The organism is Luteibacter sp. OK325, from assembly GCF_003050935.1.
Lineage (GTDB): Bacteria > Pseudomonadota > Gammaproteobacteria > Xanthomonadales > Rhodanobacteraceae > Luteibacter.
The window spans coordinates 425,173-441,945 of sequence record NZ_QAOX01000003.1 but is presented as its reverse complement, the minus strand read 5'-3'; the positions used below and the strand labels follow the sequence as shown (position 1 = coordinate 441,945).

The 16,773-nt window shown below is 59.9% G+C and carries 13 protein-coding genes and 1 pseudogene; 8 read left to right on the top strand and 6 right to left on the bottom strand.

Annotation, left to right across the window (positions count from 1 at the left end; translation table 11 throughout):
- Positions 1–35 precede the first annotated feature (35 nt).
- The 5 genes and pseudogenes from C8J98_RS09710 to C8J98_RS09690 form a co-directional block, all read left to right on the top strand.
- Positions 36–1,685: pseudogene (locus C8J98_RS09710) on the top strand (type IV secretory system conjugative DNA transfer family protein); the annotation flags it as partial.
- Positions 1,686–2,343: 658 nt separating this feature from the next.
- The gene (locus C8J98_RS22150; RefSeq protein ID WP_199229866.1) at positions 2,344–4,050 is read left to right on the top strand and encodes a hypothetical protein; all 1,707 of its coding nucleotides are present in this window, start codon (positions 2,344–2,346) and stop codon (positions 4,048–4,050) included.
- A gap of 527 nt (positions 4,051–4,577) precedes the next feature.
- Positions 4,578–4,865, top strand: coding sequence for a hypothetical protein (locus tag C8J98_RS09700; protein ID WP_107912984.1), 288 nt, complete (start codon positions 4,578–4,580; stop codon positions 4,863–4,865).
- Between the two features lie 22 nt (positions 4,866–4,887).
- Positions 4,888–5,559 carry a hypothetical protein gene (locus C8J98_RS09695; protein WP_107912983.1) on the top strand — a complete coding sequence of 224 codons (672 nt, stop codon included), beginning with the start codon at positions 4,888–4,890 and terminating at the stop codon, positions 5,557–5,559.
- A 159-nt stretch (positions 5,560–5,718) separates the two neighbouring features.
- Entirely contained in the window at positions 5,719–6,186 is a 468-nt protein-coding gene (locus tag C8J98_RS09690) for a lysozyme inhibitor LprI family protein (RefSeq protein WP_158272668.1), read from the top strand.
- A 25-nt stretch (positions 6,187–6,211) separates the two neighbouring features.
- On the opposite strand, the gene C8J98_RS09685 is transcribed toward C8J98_RS09690, so the two are convergent.
- Entirely contained in the window at positions 6,212–6,871 is a 660-nt protein-coding gene (locus C8J98_RS09685; protein ID WP_107912981.1) for a hypothetical protein, read from the bottom strand.
- A 145-nt stretch (positions 6,872–7,016) separates the two neighbouring features.
- Between C8J98_RS09685 and C8J98_RS09680 the strand changes: the two genes are divergently transcribed.
- Positions 7,017–7,661 (top strand): hypothetical protein, encoded by a 645-nt coding sequence (locus tag C8J98_RS09680; RefSeq protein WP_107912980.1) that lies wholly within the window; start codon positions 7,017–7,019, stop codon positions 7,659–7,661.
- Positions 7,662–7,777: 116 nt separating this feature from the next.
- Here the strand turns inward: C8J98_RS09680 and C8J98_RS09675 are convergent, their stop codons facing one another.
- The 4 genes from C8J98_RS09675 to C8J98_RS09665 form a co-directional block, all read right to left on the bottom strand.
- On the bottom strand, positions 7,778–8,608 hold the full coding sequence (locus C8J98_RS09675; RefSeq protein WP_158272667.1) for an OmpA family protein: 831 nt from the start codon (positions 8,606–8,608) through the stop codon (positions 7,778–7,780).
- Between the two features lie 41 nt (positions 8,609–8,649).
- Positions 8,650–12,687, bottom strand: a complete 4,038-nt coding sequence (locus tag C8J98_RS09670; RefSeq protein WP_107912978.1) for a YadA-like family protein — start codon at positions 12,685–12,687, stop codon at positions 8,650–8,652.
- Entirely contained in the window at positions 12,656–12,925 is a 270-nt protein-coding gene (locus C8J98_RS21945; RefSeq protein WP_146171615.1) for a hypothetical protein, read from the bottom strand. The genes C8J98_RS09670 and C8J98_RS21945 overlap by 32 nt, the downstream gene beginning before the upstream one ends.
- A gap of 494 nt (positions 12,926–13,419) precedes the next feature.
- Entirely contained in the window at positions 13,420–14,055 is a 636-nt protein-coding gene (locus C8J98_RS09665; RefSeq protein WP_107912977.1) for an AraC family transcriptional regulator, read from the bottom strand.
- 678 nt (positions 14,056–14,733) lie between these two features.
- Between C8J98_RS09665 and C8J98_RS09660 the strand changes: the two genes are divergently transcribed.
- Together C8J98_RS09660 and C8J98_RS09655 are read left to right on the top strand one after the other, a co-directional pair.
- Positions 14,734–15,669, top strand: a complete 936-nt coding sequence (locus C8J98_RS09660; RefSeq protein ID WP_107912976.1) for a hypothetical protein — start codon at positions 14,734–14,736, stop codon at positions 15,667–15,669.
- A gap of 208 nt (positions 15,670–15,877) precedes the next feature.
- The gene (locus C8J98_RS09655) at positions 15,878–16,303 is read left to right on the top strand and encodes a YetF domain-containing protein (protein ID WP_158272666.1); all 426 of its coding nucleotides are present in this window, start codon (positions 15,878–15,880) and stop codon (positions 16,301–16,303) included.
- A gap of 118 nt (positions 16,304–16,421) precedes the next feature.
- Here C8J98_RS09655 and C8J98_RS22565 read toward each other — a convergent pair whose 3' ends face one another.
- Positions 16,422–16,763: a copper-binding protein gene (locus tag C8J98_RS22565; RefSeq protein WP_107912974.1), complete on the bottom strand. Its 342-nt coding sequence runs from the start codon at positions 16,761–16,763 to the stop codon at positions 16,422–16,424.
- Positions 16,764–16,773: the final 10 nt, after the last annotated feature.

Here is a 16,773-nt window from a genome sequence, read left to right as displayed (position 1 = left end):
AGACTCCGCCGGTCATTATGCATGGAGCACAGTTGATGGATTGGAAGATAAGGCTCGGCTTGGGATCCGCTCTCTTTGCCGCCGCGTTGGTCGGTGGCTTGTACCTCGCGGGCTACCTGACCCTCACGCTCATCGGCGTCACGGCAGATCTCTCTTGGCACACGTGGTGGCCCTACTGGCAAGCCACCACGCTCCCGCAGTTCGCCCCCTACGTCTGGAAGATCAAGCTAGCGACCGCGATCGGGTTCGTCGCCCCGCTGGGCGTCTGGCTAGCTGCGTGCATTCCGCTACTCCGCACCAAACAACGCTCCCTACACGGCGAATCCCGCTTCGCCCAAAAATCCGACCTGGCCAAAGCCGGCCTGCTCAAAGATTCCCCCAAAGGAATAGTTGTAGGTAAATTCGGCAAGGAACTCATTCGCCTTTCGGGCCAGCAATTCGTCATCCTCGCCGCACCCACCCGTTCGGGTAAGGGCGTTGGCGTAGTCATCCCGAATCTTCTCGAATACCAGGAATCCATGGTCGTCCTGGACATCAAGCAGGAGAACTTCGATCTGACCAGCGGATGGCGTGCGTCGCAGGGTCACGATATCTACCTGTTCAACCCGTTCGCCGAAGACCGGCGCACGCATCGCTGGAATCCACTGAGCTATATCTCAGCGGATCCGGCATTCCGGATCTCAGACATCCAGTCGATCGCAGCGATGCTGTACCCGGATGGCTCTGACGGTCAGAAATTCTGGGTCAGCCAGGCGCGGAATGCCTTTACAGCGTTCACCCTCTACCTGTTCGAGAGCTTCGACACGGAGCGGAAGCTCCAGCTGCCCTTCGGCGCGCAGCGCTTTCCGACCCTGGGCGAGGTCTACCGGCTTTCCTCGGGCGATGGCAGGGATCTGCGGGCGTACCTGCAAGGCCTGACCACGAGGCCGTTCCTGAGCAAGGACGCGAAGACGGCCTTTGCCAACCTCCTGTCGCAGGCGGACGAGACCTTCGCCTCGATCATGGGCACGTTCAAGGAACCCCTCAACGCCTGGATCAACCCGGTGCTGGACGAGGCGACCAGCCGGAACGACTTCCTGCTCACGGACGTGCGCAAGAAGAAGATGACCATCTACATCGGGATCCAGCCCAACAAGCTGGCCGAGAGCCGCCTGATCATCAACCTGTTCTTCAGCCAGCTGATCAACGTCAACACGCGGGAGCTCCCACAGAACAACCCGGAGCTCAAGCACCAGTGCCTGCTGCTGATGGATGAGTTCACGTCGATCGGGAAGGTGGACATCCTGGCCTCGTCCGTCTCGTACATGGCCGGCTACAACATCCGCCTGTTGCCGATCATCCAGAGCATGGCCCAGCTGGATGCGACCTACGGAAAAGACATTTCCCGGACGATCATCACCAATCACGCCCTGCAGATCATCTACGCTCCCCGTGAACAGCAGGATGCGAACGACTATTCGGACATGCTCGGCTACACCACCGTACGCAAGGAGAGCGTGACTCGAGGACGCGACACATCCCGGAGTCACTCCGACGAGCGCCGTGCGCTGATGCTTCCCCAGGAGCTGAAGGCCATGGGGACGGATAAGGAAGTGATCCTGTTTGAGGGTATCCCTCATCCGGTGAAGTGCGACAAGATCAGGTATTACGAGGACAAGCGGTTTACGGCGCGCCTGCTACCTAAGGTTGGGGTCCCGGTGCTGCAACTGGAGGGGAGTGTGCCCATGGGTAAGAAGACTATTGCCATTGCTGCTGTTACGAGCCTGGCGCTTGCTGGATTCGCGCAGTCGTCCGCCGAACCAGCCGCGACGAAGAAGGAGGGTGCCCCGATGACATCTGAAACGACAGGACCCCAGGCGACCAAGACAGCAAGAGATGCACTTGCCCGCTTCTTTGGTTATGTCTCGACGCTTCGGTCCACGTCCGAGCTCACAAAAGCGAGTGTCGAGCAGGGGATGGGCATTGCATTCGGAAAGGATGAGGAAGGAGATTTCTACAGAAGCCCTGGCCTCGGTGGCGGGTGGACCTACGTCATCAGGCATCATGACCCCCGCGGGCGTTTGAAATCCGGAGTTACGTTCGGCTTCTTCAATCCGGACCCATCGGCCGACCCGGCGCCGATTTGTGTGGCTACCTTAGATCAGATTCGTGCTTCGTTCGCATCGAGAGGATTTCCCGAGGCGATCACGCCGGGTGAAATCGGCCAAGTCGTCGCTTGGAACTTCGTCAAGAACGACCTGGTATTCACCGTAACGCCCCTCGACGTAACTACTTGGCCAGATGGAACGGAATGTGTTCGGGTGATTCAAACGACCGACGGTTGAAATAACAAGGAAGTTAATGATGCAGAACGCAACTCAGGCGTTGAACGCCGCCATCGCCCATTTCGCGACTCAGCCAGGTGTAACTCAGGGCCAGGTCGACCAACTCCGCTCTGCGTTGTACGCCGACCCCGGGCTGCTCACGTCTTTCAATAATGCTGCCGCATCGGGGACCGTGAAAAGCTTCGCGCTCGAGACTTCACCCGCCCAGCAGATTCCGGCTGGACGGTACGACATGATGGGTGGCGTCGTATCCCTCCCGGCGTCGTCATTTGCATCTGCGGGGCCTACGCCAGCCGCGGACCTGCACTCGGTTCTCCACGTTCAGGCAATGGTGGTTGAGTTCGCGGCGAAGTCTTATGTGGATGGGCCAGGGCCGCAGACGCAGGTCTCCTCCGACATGGTCGTCAACCTACAAGATACGTTGAACGGATCTCCCGTCTTGTCGACGGAAATTAAGCGAGCGGCGATGACACCGGATCCTGCGGATCCGAAACACCGGGTGCTTGAGGCCTTCGACATCGTCCCTTCGGGATCCGGTTTGGGCGGGAGCTATAGCCCAGAAAAACACACTATGAATTTGCCTGCAGCTTCCCTCCAAGCACAGGTGCCGGGCTCGCGTGTCATGGGATACAACCCTTATGAATTGAGCTTCGTCATAGGTCATGAGGTGCAGCACGGATTCAATAGCCTTGACGCAGCGAGGGGACGAAGTGATTTCATCCATGACGCCCAGGCTATCGCTGCAACACGCAGTCCAGTGCATGACTACACCCTGGCGATAGAGAAGTACGTCCAATCCGGTCGCAACGATGAGGCCCGGGCTGAGATATCGGGGTGGAACGCACTGCAGAGTCGTGTGCACCAAGAGAATCCCAGCGCGACGCTCTACGACATGTATAACCTCGCCCCTGGGCGGGTAGACGATTTTGCGCATCGTGTGAACGGCCAGCCACTTTCCCCACGTCCAAATGTGCAGCTCAACGCCGATCTGACCATGAGTCCGACTAGCTCCAACGTCGCCGCGATGGGCCACAACTACTTCGACCGGCCCAATTCCGCACACATGCCGCCTGGCGACACGCGGGCGTCCATGAATCTGGGTGGGGTCAGCGATTATCCCAACTACTACGCGAGATGGGCGGTCGCGACGGCGTCCTGGGCTGAGCAGAACGCGCCGACGATTCACGGGCAAAAGCCTCAGATCGTCATCGATATGGCGCACGCCGGTCTATACGAAGACATGATGGAGCGATCCGGCATGAATCTCGGCCCATCAAAGCAGCCTGTTCCTTACCTAGACAGCAGCCACGTTCCAGCTACAGCACACCAGTTCGATCACACGTTCGACGGAGCCAACAAGAACAAGTTCGTTCCTTCGTCCCCGTCAGCTCCATCGGTTGCGGCGGATTCGGCGCTTCACCGAGAGCTCCGTAACGCGCTTCCTTCAGAAACCTCTCAGGATCGCCTCGCACAGATTGCCCTTGCGGCAAAAGAGGGTGGTATCGAGGCGGGGCGCATTAGAACGATGGACGTCGTTGGCACGAACCTGATGCTTACGGGTGTCACGCCGGGAACGAACGCATCCATCGATCTCGCATCACCCCCGCCACCAGTCGATGTGAGCAATAACCAGTTCAATGCGTTGAGCGAACAGCAACGAAGTCAGGTTCAGCAGATGCATGTAACTCAGCAGCAAGCTGGCCCCACGATGTCGATGCACCAGTAAATGAAACACTCGGTTGTGCTGTCGGTGCTCTCGCCTACATACAACCGGATGTTGTTTTGATACGGTCGTTCCCGTTATCTGCGTCGTCGCTATGAATGCTGCGCAGGTAACCATCGCTAGATGCGGTGATAAGCGCGGGCCAGGAGTGCTGTAACACTCCCGACCCGCTGACCTAACCAACTAAAGGACAGTTGCTTTGGCTACCCCCGATCATACGGCACCCGCCCGCCCGCCGAACCCCCTCGGCGACACCCTCAACGGTTACCGGTCTGCCTGCAGTCGTCGCAGACGCGGTTGAGGAACGCGGCGGAAGCCGTTTCAGTGCGATATTTCTTGGTTGCCTAAAGCGGCACGTGCCCCTGTGGGCCACCAAGACAGGCTGAAGCCGCAACCACTTCACCAACTAAGCCGCCGGCGCCCGGTCTCGGGCAGCCGTTGAACCCGCGAGTCCGTTGATCCGCGGTCCGCCGTGCAGTGCACGGCGGCCGCACCTTGACCCGAGGGCTGGCCCACGTAAGGAGCAGGCAATGAGTGAGCGCAGAGAGAGTTATACGAATGCCGATGCGGTTCAGTACGTAGGCACGGATGCGTCGGTCCACGAACTGCTGAACGAGGCAACCGAGTGGATGCAATACGCCACCGGTGTGACTGAGCTTCTTTCAGATCTCGTCCATGAAGCGGACGTCGTGAACTGTCGACGGATGGCGTTGGCACTCGAGGCGGTGGGTGCGATTACCCGATTGGGCGCGCAACGCGTCGCGCAGGCCCATGCGATGTTGCACTGGGAACAAGCGAAAGCAGCAGCACAAGCATGATGGATCACATAAGGACATGGGTATGAAGAAATGGACGCCGGCCGCGATTGGCATTGGCTTGCTGGTGACGTTTGGTGTTGCTACGGCAGAGGGGCTTATGACGTTCCCGACACCTCAGAGGGGTATTCCTTGGGGATCGGCGATCCTTTCGGGCCTGGGCGGGTCCGCCCTTGCCTTGTACCTCCGGATAAGAAGGCGCCGTCGTAGAGGGAGGGAGCTTCCCGCTGGCGAGTACATGTTGGCCGTCAAAGGCGCGCCTGGTGTTCGCTATACGGTCGGCTTCGATGACGAGACAGAAGTCATCTGGCGGTCGGTCGAGGCTACCGACGGCGACCCCTGGTATACCTCAGTGCATCGATCGTCCGGTGAGCCTGCGGGTCTTGATGTCATCGTTTACGACGAAGACGGGATGCCCGTTCGCGAATGGTTCTATCTCGCCTCCTGGATTCGTAATGACTGCGCGCTCGACGCCATCATGGCCCGGGCGGGACGAAATCCTAGCGCGCTCAACTTCCGGGTGCTTCTGGATATCGGGGAGTCTGCCGTGCGGCTGGCGGTTTTCCCCGGGGCAGAACCTCCTCCTCGTAACGACGAATGGACCTCGCATCCGGAGTTTCGTAAAAGCGGCACAACTGTGTGGCTTGGGAAGCGTGACGAGTTCGGGCGTTGGGTTGAGAAGAGACAGTGGAAGTGAGAAAGCGCATGACCTTGGTTTGCTTTACGGGATCACGGCGGACGCACTCAAGCGCCCTGAACGGCGTAACACCCCTCAGACGTTTCGGCAGGGACCGGTGATGTGATGAGACCTAGACTTGGAAGCCTTGCACTAGCAGCGGTCTTGGGTGTCACGGCCATGCCCTCTGCGTTTTCATATACAGAAGGCCTCGACTGCGACGACGACCTTTTTCCGCCGAAGATCTATCACCTCGACCTTGTGAATCGGGACTACGATCCGGATGACCCCGATGCAAAGCTCCGTCCTTCTCACGACCAGTGCATTGACGACGCCAGAGCGAACGGACCTGCCATATATGATTGTTACGGCGAGGAGATGGATTTCCAGAACAAGCGGCTGCACGCGGCTTATTCGAAGCTGGTGAGCGCACTCGGCGAACACGATAAGCAGGCGCTCCGAAAGGAGCAGCGCCAATGGCTCAGGGAGATGGATCTGCTATGTGGCTGGGGATTCACTGAAGGTTCGCGAGGCCGCATGGTGTCCGACACCTGCGATGTCATTCATCGTGGCCTTCGCGCCACGGAGCTGGAGCGTCGTTTGACACGGTTAGGCACTCGCGACAAGGTGGCGGGACTAACGCGGTGACACGCGTGCGCCGAGTTTTAGGTGATCAGGACGTGCTCGAGGCCAGATCGGGCCCGAGCTGTTCGAGCCCAAACTCCAGGATCAGCTTCATCCGATCACGCCGTGTGCGCTGAAAGGAAACCCTCCAGCCCGTTACGTACATCGCCGCTATGAGCGTCGCAATGAACGCCCGCAAGGCGATGCTAAGCATCGAAAGGTGGCTCGATAGGATGGCATCTGCCTGGGTGTAGAGGATGCCCAGTCCTGCAATCAATCCGAGACCCGCTGCAGGTCCGAAGACCATGCCGAAGGCCATCTCTTCGGTAAGCGCTCGCTCTTTCAACGTTTGAATTGATCGCAGAATGCTGGCTCTTTCAAAAGTGGCGACCCAACTAACTGTCTCGCCATCCTCGGTGGCAAGCCTGTCGTACTCCATCAACCACTCTTTGTCATCTCCCGCTCTTGTTCGACGCATGTCTCGGTAGAAGGCCGCACCGGCGAGGAACTCGATGGCGAGCGTAACCAGGCCAATCCAGCGAAGATCTTGCCGGAATGTGAAGCTGGCTACGGTGGTTGCGACGTAAGAGACCGCCATAATGATGAGTAGTACACGGCGCTTCGGCGACATCCCTTGATCATGGAACACCCTTTCGCGAGAGGCAGAAAGTCTCTCTTGAAGCTCGCGCAACGATACGTGGCTTGGCATTCCCGCTCCTTTGGCTTCTTGTACACGGGTATTGAATCACTCGCGGTGGTCCTCCGTTACGCATTTCGGCGCAGCACCAATAATCTTTAGCAAGTCGCGTATGCTCAGCCTCGAGCCCCCGGAAAGGTGGCCATAGGGGAAGTCCATGAGCCACCCGATCGCTCGCACCTCTGGCCTCCATGCCCGTTGGCCGGCGCTGGCCCTCGCGGTCTTCATCGCCGCTCCCGCCCTTGCCAACGACTCCCCCATCCTTTCTCAGATGCAGGCCATCGACCTTAGTAGTCGCGTAGCCCGCCAGGTGCCAGGGGTGACCGATCTGGTTATCGCCCCCATGCCCTACGAAGCGGCCAATGAGCTCGCCGCCAAGACGAGCGAAGAAGCAAAGCTGCATCCGCCACCGGATCTTGAAGACCTCTGGCTCACGGTCCTGCTTAAGATTTCTCCAAGCACGACGCCTCCTGCGGGCTACGGCAGCACCTGGTACGTCAGCGTCAGCACGGGTGCTGACAAACCTGTCGATCTCCCGGCAACCGCAATCGCCAAGGCACAGATCCCGGGAATCAAGATCCTTCCGGCGAGTGCTGCGCCAGGCGTCACCGCGGGAAACGGTGCGACGCAGGGGGACTATCACATTGGCATCGGCATTCCGCTAAAGCGACCAGACGGGAATTATGACGTCACGTATGGATACTACTGCGGCGTGGTTTGCGGAACTTCGGTTACGGCGGTTATGTCTCACGACCATTGGGGCTGGCATATCGTTTCGAGCCGTAGGAACTGGGTCTCTTGACGCAAACGCCGAGTGTGACGGCGGATGCGACGTATAGCGGTTACTTTGCAAACGAACGGCCGATAACGGCGAAGGTTTGAGCCTTCGCCACGATCTCACGCCGTGACCACGGGGAATCACTGCAACGATTTTGCCTTGATCTCCACGCTAACCCGACGATCTGGCGCCAGGCAGCCGATCAGATCGTTATGCTGGTGCTGTTCGCACTGTGTGCCGGGCTGGCTCTTACCGCGGCCTTCTGCGTGAATGCGCTCACGTGTCACGCCGTGATCGGCCAGGTAGTCGCTCACCGCCTCCGCGCGCCGTTGCGACAGCGAACGATTGTAATCATCGCTGCCCAGTCGATCGGTGTAGCCGGTCACCTGCACGGCCTCGATGGTTCCATCACGCCGTTTCAGTTCGTCTGCGATCTTGTCCAGTGGCTGGCGGCCTTGCGGCAGGATATCGGCCTTGTCGAAAGGGAACAGGGTGTCTGCGGAAAGATCGTAGTGGGTCACCGTCGGTTGCGCGGGTGCCTTGATTGCCTCGGCTGGGACTCCGTCACCCAGGTACGAAGCGCAGCTCTCCGGTTGCCAGTAGAAACTTTGCGTGAGCTTCTTGTCATCGAACAGCACTTTGTACTGACATGTGGTCAGCTCATCGCTGTTGGGTTTGCGAAAGTTGAACACGTAGTTCCACTCGCGCACGCCCCATACGCCTTCGGAGAAATGCGGATAGCCGATCAAGTCGGAAAGTTGTTGTTTATTCAGTCCCGCTCGTACCTGTCGAAGATTGGCCAGGTTCGGGAACGTACCTCCCCTGTGCATCGGGGTGGCGTTATCCGGTGCTGGCCACACCAGTTCACCAGCGTTGTGGCCATCCTTCGCCACGTCGTGACTGACATTGCCGCAAGCGGACAGGGTGAGCGCCATAGAGAGGGCGATGATGCCTGTGACATGAGCGCGCATGAATTGGACTCCTTGAATGCTATGCATGAATACGTCCGCTCTTACCAGACCATGGTGGCGCCCATGGCGACGCCGGCATCGCCACGCGAGTTGGTGGAGGTATTGAGCTTGAGTATGTAGCGCCCGCTTTCGGTGACGGTCGAGACGCCCACGGCAATGCCAGACTCCCCGTGAAAGCCACCCAGCGCCACGCCAGCAGAACTCTGGTTGGGTTGGTAGGCCTGGCCCAGGCCCGTCATTGCCATCGCCGAGGCGATACCGGCGTTGGCGCGATTGCCCAGTCGGTTAAGGTCCTGGTTCACGCTGTTGAAGCGCTGGTCCGTGTAGTCCTTTGACCAGTTCTGCGCAGTCTGAATGGCTTGGTTCACCTGGCCTACGTTTGCCGCGTCGGTGGTATTCACACCGGGCGCCACGTTGGTGACGGTTCGCTCGTTGCCAGCCGACCCCACCGATACGGTATTGGCCTGGGAGGCCACTGAACCCGCGCCGATCGCCACGCTATTGTTACCGCTGGCTGTCGAGCCGGCACCCACGGCGGTCGAGTTGTTGCCCGTTGCTGACGCTGGCGTGGTGTTGTCGGGACTGGTCTGAACCGTGTTGTTCACCGTGGTGTTGCCACCGCCCGGCGGCTGGTTATTCACCACATTGGAGAGATTGTTGAATTGCGTGTACAGCGAGCTCAGCGACTGGTTGGTGGCGAACAACTGCGACCCGTTGATCGCATTCGTGCTGGTTGCGCTTATCCGGCCGGCCGCGACATTGGTGGCCGTGCGTTCGGCGCCTGGTGCGCCGAGACTGACGGTCGAGCCCGGTGTGGTCCCGGCAAACGCGTAGTTGGTGCCGTTAAGCGTGATGCTTGTGGTTCCAACCGGTGCGTCGGTGACCGAGCCCGCGCCCAGGGCGACGCTGCCCGCAAAGGCCGCCTGCGTGCCTGCGCCCAATGCGAGGGCCTGGATGCCGTTGGATGTGGCGTTGGTGCCCAATGCCACGCCGTCGGCGAGATTCACCGTGGCATTCTGGCCGATGGCCGTGCCGCCCGGCGCCGTCTGTTGCACGATCGCGCCATTGCCCAAGCCGATGCCGTTGTCGCCGTTGACCGTCGTCTGCGGGCCGATGGCGACCGACTCCGCGCCTGCCGCCAGCGAGTCGGCCGCGGTAGAGTTGGCGTGGAAGTACTTGATCGGTGTCACCGAGAACGAGCTCATCGCGCCTTTGAGCTGGCGCAACGTCACCGCGTCCTGGTCCAGCGTACCGTCCGCCACGTTGGTGATCTGGCGGAAATCGGTGGCGTTGCCGACCGAGACCGCGCCGAGCAAGTTGCGGTCGGTGGTGTTGTACGGGATCGTGTTGGTGCCGACGGTGATGGTGCCGGACGCCGGTGCGATAGCCCGGTCGGACACGGCACCCGAGCCCAGGCCCACGCCGCCGAGAACCGAAACGTTCGCGTTCTGGCCTAGCGCCGTACCGCTGTCCGCGGTCGCCGCAGCGCCCACGCCCGCGGCCAGCGAATTGACCCCGGTGGCGCCATTATTGGTGTAGTTGCCACCCTGCACGCCGTTGTCGTTGACGCTGTAATAGTGCGTGGTATTGGCGACGACGCTGTTATTGAGGGTTTCCAGCGCCTGATCGGTAGCGAATAGCTGCGAGCCGTTGATCGCATCCGTGCTGGCTGCGTTGACCTGGCCCGCTGCCACGTTGGTGATTGTGCGTTCGCTGCCCGCGCTGCCCACACTCACCGTGCTTGTCGGTGTGGTGCCGGCGTAGGTGTAGCTGTTGCCTGCGATGGTCGTCCCAGCAGTCGCTACGACGGCGCCCGTGCTGCTACCCGCGCCGAGCGCGACATCGCCCGCGTTGGTCCCGGCAGACGCACCGTTGCCGATCGACACCGCGTTGGTCGTGCTGGCCGTAGACACCGGGCCGATGGCCACGCTGTCGGTGCCGGTAGCCTGCGAGTCGGCCAGGGTGGAGTTGGCGTGGAAGTATTTGATGCCGCCACCACCCACCGCGTTGCCCACTTGATCCAATACGTTCTGTACGGAGTTGTACGTGTTGCCGCCGTAGGTGAGATTGGTGTTCACCGCACCCGTCGCGGGGTCGTAGGTAGTGCCGCCACCGATGCTGGTGGCGATGGTATTACCGAGGTTGGTCACCGTGGTACCCACCGTGGTCACCGCCTGGTTGGTGGCAAACAACTGCGAGCCGTTGATCGCATCCGTGCTGGTGTTGCCGAGGCGTCCCGCCGCCACGTTGGTGATGGTACGTTCCGCGCCGGATGCGCCGACGCTCACCGTGCTGCCGGGTGTCGTGCCGGCGAAGGTGTAGGTCGTGCCGTTGATGGTGGCATTGGCGGTACCCACAGCGGCGGCCGTCGTCGCGCCGGAGCCCAGCGCCACATCGTTCGCGTTATTGGCGGTGGCGGCATTTCCCAGGGCTACCGCACCGGCAGCGAGCGCACTGCTCGTGTTGCCGAGTGCCACTGAGCCAACGCCTTGTGCGTTGTTACCATTACCTAACGCGACGGTGCCATCACCGTTGGCTGTGTTGTTCGCACCCACGGCGACAGCGCCATTGCCGGTGGCCGAATTCGGATCGCCGATCGCCACCGCGCCGTTGCCGTTTGCAGTCTGGCCCTGACCCAGGGCGACAGCACCGGTGCCACCGAGCACTTGTGACTGATTTCCTCCCGCGATCGAGCCGGTGCCGGACGCTGCCGCCACGGTATTGGTATCGCCCAACGCAATCGTGGAAGCGGCAAGTGCCTGCGAGCCATTGCCGATAGCCGTCGCATGGGTGGCCGAAGCGTTGGCGGTAGCACCAATGGCAATGGACTGGGCGCCGCTGGCGGTGGAACCGTTCATCAGCGCAAGCGCGGTCAGTCCGCTCGCCTTGGCGCCTGCGCCTAGTGCCACTGCATTTTGTGCCGAAGCAGAGGCCACAGTACCCGCTGCCAGCGACGAGAGGCCCGAAGCGGTCACATCCGTACCAACGGCAACCGCTCCGTCTGCAGTCGCGCCGGTGCCCGCAGTAGTGCGTGCGCCTAGATAAATCGAGTTGAGAGAAGATGCGATGGCCCCGGATCCAACCGCAACACCACCTTGTCCGGAAGAGTTGGATTGATAACCCACCGCAATGCCGGCGGTCTGACTCGCCTGGGCGTTGGCACCCGAGGCGATTGAATTAGTACCGGAGGCCCCGTCGTTGATGTAGTTGGTACCCTGCGTGCCACCGTCGTTCACGCTGTAGTAGTGCAGTGTCGAGCTGGCGGCGATGGATGAGATCGCCTGGTTGGTGGCATAGAGCTGGCTGCCATTGATGGCGTCGGTCGAGCTCGCCGAGATCCGCCCTGCCGCGACATTGGTGACCGTGCGTTCGGCACCTGCAGCGCCAACGCTGACCGTGCTGCCCGGAGTCGTGCCGGCGAAGGTGTAGGGCGTGCCACCGATCGTGACGCCGGTAGTCGCAATAGCAGCGGCGGTGGCGCTGCCGGACCCCAGCGCGACCGCGCCTACATTACTCGCCGCTGCGCCCGGACCGATGGCAATAGCATTCTGTTGGCTCGCGGCCGAATTCGCGCCGATGGCAATAGCCTGGACGCCACTAGCGCTTGAGACGCTACCGAGCGCCGTTGCGTAGGTGTTCGTGGCCTGCGACCCGCTTCCGAGGGCAGTCGCACTATCCTGGGTGGCGGCGGCGGTTGGACCGATGGCGGTCGCGTAGTTGGCGGCTGCATTCGAGAAGTAGCCGAAGGCACTGGAATACGTGCCGTTCGCCACCGATTGAATCCCGACGGTGGTGGCGAAACTGCCTCCTGCCGCAGCGGCGCAGCCGATGGCTATGGCCCCAGACGCCGCCGTGGGATTCACGCCACAATCGGCCGAATTTACGAGCTGTCCGTTGCCTATGGCGAGCTGTGCCTGGGCGGGTGTCGAGAACTGCCCCATCAGTGCCGCCACGGAAATGCAGACGAATGTCCTGCTTGCCCACTTATCGCCGAGACCCGGTGATTTATTCTTCAGTTTTGAAGCCACGACGAGATGACCCGGGGATTCATTCCGCAATTTGCTGTCTTTCTTGCTCATAGCCGCCTCTCAATGGATAGCCACGAATAGGCGCGTCGCTCCCTGACTGCGCAAGAGAACTTGCGCAAAGAGCCGCGAATGCCTGAAGGAACATCGTTAAAATGAAGGCTCGAAGCCTATGGACGATCAGATTGAGATCGTTCTCGGTAATGATTTTGAAAATGACATCTGAAGCGTCGACAAATCCTTTATGGACAAAAACTGCCGATGGGTGACCATCGGCGACCGAAGTCGACATGCCAGTCGTCGGTACGAATAACCGACAACAGCAGCCAGGTATTTTGTTGTGAGCGTGCAGCGATGGCACCTACGCGCTGCCCGCGCGTAGTTTATGAAACGAGCCGTGGCTGACGGGTTCCTTCGATCAAATGCTTTCGTAACCCCTGCAGTGACAGCCGAACTTTTTACGACGCTATTCTTCGCCTAAATCGCCGCTAAGCTCTTGCTTCATCGGGACAGGTCTTTGTTGAATCAGGACATCTCATGCCAAGCACGGACACCTGCCGGCGAAGAATCTCGGCGAGGCCAAGTTCTGCGTCTGCAGCAAGAAGCGCGAGACTCTTCGCAAGCATCGCCAGCGGTCTCAGTTGTAGACAGAAAGGGATAATCTCGAGCGGATGGTGGCCGATTTTGCGCTAGGCAGGCAGCTTGTCTCAGAGTCCGCGTGAGAATACTCGGCGTCCATTTCGTTCAAGAGATCACGCACGGCATCCGACCTGGTCCGCTTTCTTTCTAGGCGATCTCGCGCCGGAATGCGCCAGGGGAGAGGCCAGTCATGCCGGTGAATGTTCTGGTGAAGTGGCTCTGATCGGCAAATCCGCAATTTTGCGCGACCTCACTCAAGGTCAGTGACGTTTGTTCCAGAAGAAGTTTCGCTCGGACAATTCGTCGGCCGAGGAGGTACCGATGAGGTGGCTGGCCCATGAAACGCATAAATAGGCGTGTAAGGTGTCGGCTCGACACGTTACAAACCTGCGCAAGCTCTGCGAGCGATATATCTGAGCCGAGCGAATCCTCGATCAGGTCCAGTCCCCTCTGCAGTTGATGTCGCGAGAGGGAGCTAAGTCTTTTGCTGGCGGGATCGTTATAAGTGAAGAACAGATGCGTCGTCAGCGCCGTTGCAACATGATCAATGAATAGGGCGCTGGCCTCGTGGGGCCGAGCAATGGCCGGCTGAAGAGATCGTAGCAACGACTCTACGGAAGCATCGAATGTGCGCATGCCACGTGCTGCCGGAAAATCCTTGAACACCTGATCGTGCTGTTCGGCATAAGCAACGAGGAAAGTTCGAGGTAGGTACGCAGTCAGGACGTGGAACGCATCCCAGACCTCTGCCTGGGTCTGGCGACGTAGATCATGAATGTTCACCGCGCCACGTTGAATGCCATAGTTTTTATCTTCCTTGCCATCCTAAGAACACTCGGGCATACCGACCTTCTACAAGGCGAACGGATACAAGGTAAGCGTCATCGGTGGGTAGCGGCTCTGTCATGCCGAGGCCCGGCCCTCCGATGATCTCACTGAAGACCGCTGCCGACTTGAAGATCTTGCGCGAAGAAACCTTTGGCGCGTTGTAAACCCGGAATGCGCGAAAATACTCCTCATGGAACTTGTCCGTCATCTCACATGATAGTCACATATGTGAACGCACCAACTGTGATTCAATTCTCGAATTGCTGGCGCGCCAGTTCGTAAAGCGCCACATCAATTAGCAAGGCAGCAAGAGGCGCAGCCATCGAAAGGCACCGACCGCTCGACCGCCCGAGCTTCGATGGGTCGCCCTCAAACGCGCTAATGAAATGTGACCCAAGGCACCTTCCTTTTGCGTTGCAGCGTGCGTCATCGAGCTGACCGTTATAGTGTGTGCAACGTCGGTTTAGATCGATCTAAACCGGCACGGGGCGCTGCTGCGCTCCGCATCCACTCCAGCAAGAAAATACGACACGCCATCAAAGGGGTAACGCGGAACATCGCTCCGATAGCGAAGGATTCGGAGTGCGCGTTGGGTAGTGGCGTCAGCTCATACACAACCATCGGAGCAGGTTAATGAGTCCCAAGTCTCGGTTTAAGCGCACGCGCGTCACAGCTGCTTTGCTTCTCTCGATCGCCGGATTGACCGTTTCCTCAGCATCGCTCGCCGATACCACTGGCTACATAGGCATTTTCGGCGGCGGACCGATCTACAAGAACCTCAACAACAACATTACGGAGCTCAGTCAGTCCGGTTTTACCGAGGTCATTGTGTGGAGTGTCGAGGTCAAGGCGAATGGTGACCTGAATCTCAACGGTGAATTCCCCATCGTTTCCAACGGTGCCTATATCGGCAACCAGACGTATCCGAACTTCGTGTCCAACCTCGCCAGCCTGAAAACGGCCGGCGTCAAACGCATCACCTTCAGCATCGGCTCGTCGAACTTCGGCGACTTCCAGGACATCAAGGCCCTCGTGAACAGCACGGCCACGGGCGGCGGCACCGGCACCAAGAGCACGCTCTACAAGAACTTCCAGGCGCTGAAGAAGGCCGTCCCTTCGATCGATGCCATCGACCTGGATGACGAGAACGGCTACGACGCCGCATCGACCGTCGCGTTCTCCGTGATGCTTGGCAAGCTCGGCTACCACGTCATGCCAGATGCCTACACGAATGCCTCCTACTGGACATCCGTGGTCAAGCAGATCAATACCCAGCGCGCCGGTACGGTCGATGGTGTGCACCTTCAGGCCTACGCCGGTGGCTCGGGCAACAACCCGTGTTCGGGCTGGGACTTCGGTGGGGTGCCTGTCTATCCCGGGCTCGGCGATTCGTCGATTGGCGGTAGCTCGGTACCCAGTGCGCAGAGCACGGTTGCTGCCTGGACGGACCAGTGCAACATTACTGGGGCCTTCCTTTGGCTGTACGACGACGTGGCTGGGAAGACGTACAACGGTAAGACGCTCTCTGCGGCGTATGCCGGGGCGATCGATGCGGGTTTGACTCCCTGAGTGACGGCAAGGACGCCCAACCCAATAGGTGTGCGTCCTTGCGATTCCCCGGCCGATCAGGCCAAAAATCCAGCCGATCAATACCTCCTCTTTACGCACCCTACGCACCGCAACCTGTAAGACGGCTTGGCCCCTTCGCGTGGAGAGAGTCATGCCCAGCCTTCTTGAGATGTCGGCGCCCTGGTGGACCTACGTGGTCCGTGGTGTCATGACGTACGCCGGACTATTGATTCTTCTTCGTTTGGCAGGGAAGCGCGCGTTCGGGGAAATGTCAGCGTTCGACGTGATCCTGCTGGTCCTTGTCGGCGGCGTGCTGCGCACGGCGATCATCGGTGATGACAAAGGTTTCGCTGGTCCCTTCATTGGTGTGGCCAGCATTCTTGCCGCCGACAAACTACTCGCATGGGCATGCACACGATCAGCCACGTTCAACCGGATCATGGAAGGATTTCCCTCCCTGTTGATTTCGGCTGGTCGCCGCGACAGGGACGAGCTGCTGTCCCAGAACATTCCGGACGCCGCTCTGGATCGCGCGCTCCATGCGGCAGGCGTTGAGTCGGATGGAAGCGTGTTCGCGGCCAGGCTCGAACCGAATGGAAAGATCACGGTGGTAAAGCAGGGCGGGAACAACTGATCACAGCATGGACCGTGCACCGAACAAGAGCGATCGGACGCACAGTCGATCTCACGTTCGAGAAGCAACAAGCCCGTACGGTCTTCGTCGATTGAGAACTGCTGTGCGTCCTTGAGACTCAGTTCGCCGGGGTAACCGACGTCACCGTGCCACCCATGCCATTCGGCTTCAAACCAAACCGCACCCGATCACCCACCTTCGCAGCCGTGAGCAACTCCGGTGAAGCGGCCTTGAACCTCATCGTCATGGCTGGCCAGCCAATCGCCTTGATCGCCTCATGCTGCAGCGTAATCGTGCCCTTGGCCGTGTCGATCGCCTTGATCACGCCAACGCCCTGGGCATCCGCCGGCTGCGCGGCGTGTTCCATGCCAGGCATGTTCGGATCCATAGCTTGCTGGGCGTTAGCCGCAGTCACGGTGCCGAGGCTGGCAAGAGCGAAAAGAGCAAACAGCGTTTTCATAGAAGTGTTC